Below are 6,294 nucleotides of genomic sequence, written 5' to 3'. Positions count from 1 at the left end.
CTTGGGGGGCTGTTCGGCGGCGCCCTTGGACTCCTCCGCGCAGCCCGTCAGCGCCAGGCAGGCCGCCGCCACGAGGAAGAGACGGCTAGCGGGAGAATTCGACGTCGTCGACATAGATGTCTCCAGTGGAAGGGCTGGTGAAGCGCAGGCGCACGGTGTCGATGTTGGTCAGCGTCACCCCGTTGCCGTTCATGATGAAGGTATGCAGGGGGATGCGCACGGTGGTCAGCACCGTGTGCAGGACGACGTTGCCCGGCCGCACGTACGGCTTGGGGATGACGTCGAACAGCGAGGTGGAGGTGGCCTTGACGGTCGCTCCGGTGGCCAGCTCCACCCGGAAGTCCTGGGTGCCGCTGGCGGGGTTGGAGGCGGACGTCGTCTGGGCCACGCGGAAGGACAGCACCTCGTAGCCGGTGGTGTCGCGCTGGGCCACGGGGACGGTGAACGTCGCGGTGGCGGTGTTGCCCGTCCAGGTGGCGCGCAGGACGCTGGTGCTGTGCGGCGCGGGGTTGCTCGCGTTGGCCAGCGTGAGGGGCCCGGCCGAGGTGAAGCCGGCGGTGGAGCCGCTGTTGAGCCGCGTGTGCGAGTTCTCGTGGTGCGTCGCGTAGATCTTGAAGCCCGCGGTGGACGGGAACGTGAGCTGGCCGCGCATCATGTCCGCGTAGACCGTCTCGTTCTTCAGGTAGATGCGCGTGAAGGCGGAGAGGTAGGACTCACCGATGCGCTGCTGGTTGGGCGCGGTGATGTAGTCGTTGCGCGTGCTGGGAGAGTCGTCGCCGTCCGCCGCCCACACCGTGTTGAAGAGGTTGTGGCTGGCGCCATACACGTCGATGGAGCTCTTGGTCCCCAGCGCCCGGTCGTAGATCTTCGCGCCGGAGAGCGACGTCACGTCGCCGTCCGCCGCGGGCAGGATGACGAAGTAGGGCACGCCCGCGGGCAGCGTGTAGAGCTGGCCGTCCACCGGCGCGATGGAGGACACGGAGACGATGTTGAACGCGGTGTTCTGCATGTACGCGGACACCGACGCCTCACCGCCGCGCGAGTGGCCCGACACGGAGATCTTCGTCATGTCCAGCTTGCCGTTGAAGCGGCCGGCGAAGAAGTTCGGGTAGGTGGGGTACGTGGCGGCGTTGTTGAGGTGCGACCACAGCTCCAGGTGCTTGAGGATGAGCTGGCCGCGCTCGGGGATCCACTGCGGCACGGGCCCGGACAGGTCATACGCGTCGATGGAGATCGCGATGACGCCGTTGCTCGCCAGCGTGTCGAGCAGCCGCATGTAGCCCTGGTGGTTGGGCACGCGGTTGGTGCACGTGGCGTGGTTCTGCGTGGAGTTGTAGCAGATGCGGTGGTTGCCGTGCTGGATGACGAAGACCGGGAAGGTGCCCGCGGCGACGGCGGTGCCCGCGCCCGCGGCGACGGCCGGGTAGCGCACGACGGCGCGCAGGTCGACGTTGGCGGCGCCGCCCATGGTGGGGAAGTAGTTGTCGACGGAGTAGCTGTCCGTCCCGATGGGGTAGGTGCCCAGCGCGTACGGATCCTTCGCGACCTGGAAGCCAATCTGGTTGGAGCCGTCCAGGAAGTCGACGGTGTCGTTGTAGTTGCCGTCGGTGGAGTAGGAGCCGGGCGTGGTGGCCACGGTGGAGCCGAAGTCCACGACGACGTCGTACGAGCCCTTCACGAGCGGCGGCTGCCAGATGACGATGTCGGTGCCGTTCACGCACCCCGCCTTCACCTGCTGGATCTCAATGCCACCCGACACGTCCACGAGGTTGGTGTTCAGGGTCCAGCCCAGCACGCTGCGGTGGTTCACGACGTAGTAGGCCGCCCAGGTGCCACCGGGGTGGCCGGCGGGCACGTAGGTGGGATCCACCGCGCCCCACACCGGGTCGGAGGTGTCCGCGAACGAGTCGGCGAACTCGAAGTAGGGGAAGCTGTTCAGGGGCCGGCCCGCGATGTCCATCGTGGGGCCGCCCACCGGGTAGAGCAGGTAGAGCACGACGCCCGTGTCGATGCCGTAGGACACGACGTCGCTGGCGCTCAGGACGCCCGGGAGCGGCTCGAACAGGGGGCGGCGCGCGATGATGTCGTAGACGCCACGGCGCTGGAAGTTGGCGTTCCACGCCGGAACCGTGAAGCGACCGGAGGCGTCGGTGACGACCTTCTTGGGGGCGGAGGCGAAGCCGTCACCCGACACGTCCGCGAAGGCGTCGCCCTCGCGCCAGGCGCGCTGGTTGGGGACGATGGAGACCTCCACGGTCTCGTTGCCCCGGAAGCCGGAGCCCGTCACGTACAGGTCGCCCCGGCCCGTCTCATGGGCGTTGAGCAGACAGCCGTCCGCAGTGGACGGGTAGACGCGCGGGGTGGCGGATACCTTGATGGGGAGGTTGAACGCGGCGACCGGCTCGCCCACGGGAAGCTCCATGGGCGGAATCTTCCCGGTCTTGTCCGCCGCCACGGCCTGCGCGGTGACGAGCAGCGTGCGGCCGTCGAGCGCGGCCTCGGCCCGCTCGAAGCTGGGGAAGCGGTAGGGCGACTGGGGCGGGGCCGCGCGCTCCGGGCAGCCCACGACGCCGGACTGGAACCAGAGGATGTGCGGCGCGAGCGCGCCCTTGGCGTCCGTCGTCGCGCGCGCGAAGCCGACGGCTTCCTTCAGCGTGGGGATGCGCTCCGCGTCCACCGCGAAGCGCAGCTCGTAGACGGTGTTGGGCTCCAGCCCCTGCGCGCCCACGGTGAGCGAGTCACCCACGGGCAGGATGTCGATGGCCTGCCCGCGGTCGTCCACGGGGGTGAAGACGGCCGTCCGGGTGGCGGACTGGATGAGGTTGGGGGGACTGCCTTGTGGATTCGTGCTGCCCAGGGCCGCGGTCGAGAACGCGGTGAGCAGCACGAAGGGCCATGCGAGACGCTTCACGGAACCTCCGATGCGGGGAAGGAACCGGAGGCGACGCCCCCGGTCCCGTTCATGGAGTGGCAACGCCTCCGCTGCACTCGCGGTGCCATGCGAGGACGAAGGGGCCGCTCAGAGGAGGGACGGGGTCAGGGAACTCGCGGCCAGGGGCGATTGTAACCTGCAAGGCCACAATTCATAGCCTTCCAGGTTACAACCGAATTCACGGTAAAACTGGAATCTTCCTGCGAGCCGGACTCAGGGCTGCGTGCGGGCCTGTTCGGAGCCGGGCGCGGCGTCCGCGGTGATGCGGAGGGCCTCGGGCGTCAGGCCCCGCGCGCACGAGCGGAGGACGGCCTGGGACGCGTCCACGGGCTCCAGCACGAGCGAGGACGTCTTGGTGGCGAGCGCCCGGGGCCACTGGCCCTTCTCCGCCCGGGCCGTGTCGACCTCGGCCAGGGCGATGAGGGCCTCGGAGCGCAGCGCGCGCAGGTCGAGCAGGTCCACGTCCTCGGAGGTCCCGCGCATCCACGGGGCGTCGTCGTGGCGGAGGCCCTCCATGCGCCGCTGCTCCTCCAGGGCCTCCAGCGCGCGGCGGCGCGTGTCGGGCGGTTGATCCACCACGGCGCGCAGGCGGTCCGCGTCCGTCACCCACTGCCGCCACTGGCGCCGCCGGGACAGGGCGTCCGGAAGCGCGGGCGCGTCCAGCCACGCGGGAGGCAGCGCGGCGCGGGCGTCGTCGGACAGCAGGTCGCGGAAGGTGGTGAGCTGCGCGGCGACGGACTCCTCGTGCAGCGTGAGGGACACGGGCGGGAAGCCCTCGTGCAGCCGGGTGAGCTGCGCGGTCGCCTTGCGCTTGCGGGGCACGGAGGCCGCGTCGAGCGCGTCCGCGCAGGCCCGCCACGTGCGCGCGTAGCCGTGCGCGGACAGCCGCTGCCCCACGAGCCCCCCGCCCAGCGCCAGCTCCCGGCTGAGCGCGAGCGCGTCCACGCAGGTGTCCACCGCGGCGTCCGCTTCCCCGCGGGCCACGAGCAGCCGCGTCTCCAGCGCCGCCTGCTCCACCACCTCACGCAGGGCCCGGGCCACCGCGTCGCGGCCCGCCACGTCCGGCCCGGACAGCGGCCGCAGCTCCTCCGGCAGCCCGCCCGACTCCGCGTGGGTGGCGGCGAGCACCTGCCGCATCAGGGGGCGGCCCTGCTCCAGCGCCTCGCGGCACGCGGCGGGCAGGTCCGTCACGAGCGAGCGGCCCTCCGTCACGGCCTCGCAGCGCGCGGCGTCTGCCTCGGAGAGGGGAGGCAGGCCGCCCGTCTGCCGCAGCAGGGCGGGCAGCAGCGACGACACGGCGGTGCCGAAGGTGCCGGGCCGCGAGGGCGTGACGTGCGCCGGACGCGGGTGCTCCGCGTGCGTCAGCATGTGCACCTCGTGCACGAGCCGCGCTTCGAGCGCGTCCGTGCGCAGGTGCTGGTACGCGAGCGCCCCGAGGCACGCGAGGGCGATGAGGAACACGCCTCCCATGAGGGTGGGGACGGGGCGCTTCAGGGCCATCAGGAGGAGACTCCGGGAGGGGGGCTCGAATGTCGCACGAAACCCCTGGCCGGACACCTCCCGGCGACGAGGCCCCACCGCCCGTCCAGCGGGGGAGCCCGGCCTTCAGGTCATGGCGCCTGTCAGGTCCACTACCGGGCAGGCGTGGCAGGCCCCGCGCGCCTCATCCCTCAGGAGGGGACGGCGGGCGAGGTCTCCGACGCGGCCCGCGCGGCGCCCAGGTGGCGCAGCAGGTGGTCCGCCAGGTCCCGCGCCTGCGTGCGGATCTCCGGCACGGCGGTGGTCTCCCAGAGGTCGCCCCGGCGTGGCGGGCCCAGGGTGAAGAGATGCGGGGAGGGCTTGCCGCGCGCGTCCAGCACCGCGCCGTCCCCGGCCGTGGACAGCCCCATGCCGAGCGCGTCCGCGCGGGCCTGTCCCGCCTCCAGCAGGCCGCGCAAGAGCGGCTGGCTGCGGGAGGAGAGGCTCGACTCCGGGCCGGTGCAGTTGACGACGTGGCCCACGCGCAGCACCTGGGCCTCGTATCGACCCCGGGGGCGCAGGCGGACCGCCACCCCGTCTGGCTCCCGCTCGAAGCCGAGCACGCGGGCGGCGTGGAGCACCAGCCGGCCTTCACGCCGCCAGGCCTCTAGCGTCTCGCCGATGTCCGGCGCCATGCGGTGGCGGTGCACCTCCCAGTGCGTGCGCAGGTGGCGCAGGAAGCGCTGGCGCTCCGCGTCCGTGAAGCGCTGCCACAGGAGCGTTGTCACCGGCCGCAGCGCATCCACCGCCGCGCGCCAGTCCGCGCCCGCGGCCACCTGCGCGTCGACCTCCTGGCGCATCGCGCGCAGCACGTCGCGGATGCGCAGCGTGCTGAAGGGCACCGCGCCCTCGTCCGGCGGGGATGCGGCGTTCGTCGCCGTCTCCGCGTCGCGGCAGCGGTCCATCTCCCGGCGCACCGAGCGCAGCAGCTCCCGGATGCGCAGCGGCTCCGCGGCGGCGGGCGCCTTCGCGCCGGACGCGCGGTGCACGTGCGGCAGCAGGCCGTGCCGGGACAGCGCGTGTACCTGTCCCCGGTGGCCGCGCTCGCCCAGCGACAGCACCGTGTCCACCATGGTGAGCCCCGTGCCGATGAGCAGCACCGCCTCCTCGGGTCCGATGCCCTCGAGCGCTCCGGGCGCCCACGGCGAGCGGTGGTAGCGGGGGCTTGCGTACAGGCCCCCGTCGGGGACGCGCAGGTCCGCGGGCAGCGCGTTGCCCAGCGCCAGCACCACGCCGCGCGCCTCCAGGCTCGCGCCGCTCGCGAGCGACAGCTTCACGCCGTCGGCCGTGTCCACCGCCGCTGTCACCTCGTCGCGCAGTGTCTGGAGTTGGACGCCCGGGGCCGCCCGCTCCGCGGCCTCCTTCAGCACCGTCTCCAGGTACTGGCCATAGAGGCGGCGCTCGGCGAACGAGGACGGGAGCGTGTCCGGCACCGTGGCGCGCAGCCAGCGCAGGAAGTGCTCCGGGTCCTCCACCCAGGCGCTCATGCGTCCGGCCGGCACGTTGAGCAGGTGGCGTGCGCTGGTGGTGGAGTAGGCGACGCCCCGCCCCACGCGCTCTGCCCTCTCCACCAGGGTGACGCGCAGGGGCGCACGGGCGCCGCGCAAGAGACAGGCCGCCAGCAGCGTCCCGCTGGCACCCGCACCGATGATGATCACGTCCTGCCGGGAGTACACCGCACGATTGTAGGGCCGGGCCTCGCGGATGCCATCCCTTCCGGGTACGAGCGTCCGGCGCTCCTGCTCGTCAGCCGACGCCCGTGTCGCTCCGGCGACGTCCCGTGCCCACCGTGGGACGTGGGGGCGCTGGGGACCTCACCGCGTCCCGGAGACCCCGGGCACGGC

The 6,294-nt window shown here is 72.6% G+C and carries 3 protein-coding genes; all 3 read right to left on the bottom strand.

Annotated features, from left to right (window positions below):
- Positions 1-85: 85 nt before the first annotated feature.
- A complete protein-coding gene (locus D7V93_RS35390) occupies positions 86-2,911 on the bottom strand; it encodes an alpha/beta hydrolase (protein WP_120647558.1) in 2,826 nt (941 codons plus the stop codon).
- Between the two features lie 234 nt (positions 2,912-3,145).
- On the bottom strand, positions 3,146-4,432 hold the full coding sequence (locus D7V93_RS35385; RefSeq protein WP_120647557.1) for a hypothetical protein: 1,287 nt from the start codon (positions 4,430-4,432) through the stop codon (positions 3,146-3,148).
- A 170-nt stretch (positions 4,433-4,602) separates the two neighbouring features.
- Positions 4,603-6,126, bottom strand: coding sequence for an FAD/NAD(P)-binding protein (locus D7V93_RS35380; RefSeq protein WP_120647556.1), 1,524 nt, complete (start codon positions 6,124-6,126; stop codon positions 4,603-4,605).
- Positions 6,127-6,294: the final 168 nt, after the last annotated feature.

The organism is Corallococcus llansteffanensis (assembly GCF_003612055.1).
Taxonomy (GTDB): Bacteria; Myxococcota; Myxococcia; order Myxococcales; family Myxococcaceae; genus Corallococcus; species Corallococcus llansteffanensis.
This window is presented reverse-complemented; position numbering and strand designations above follow the sequence as displayed.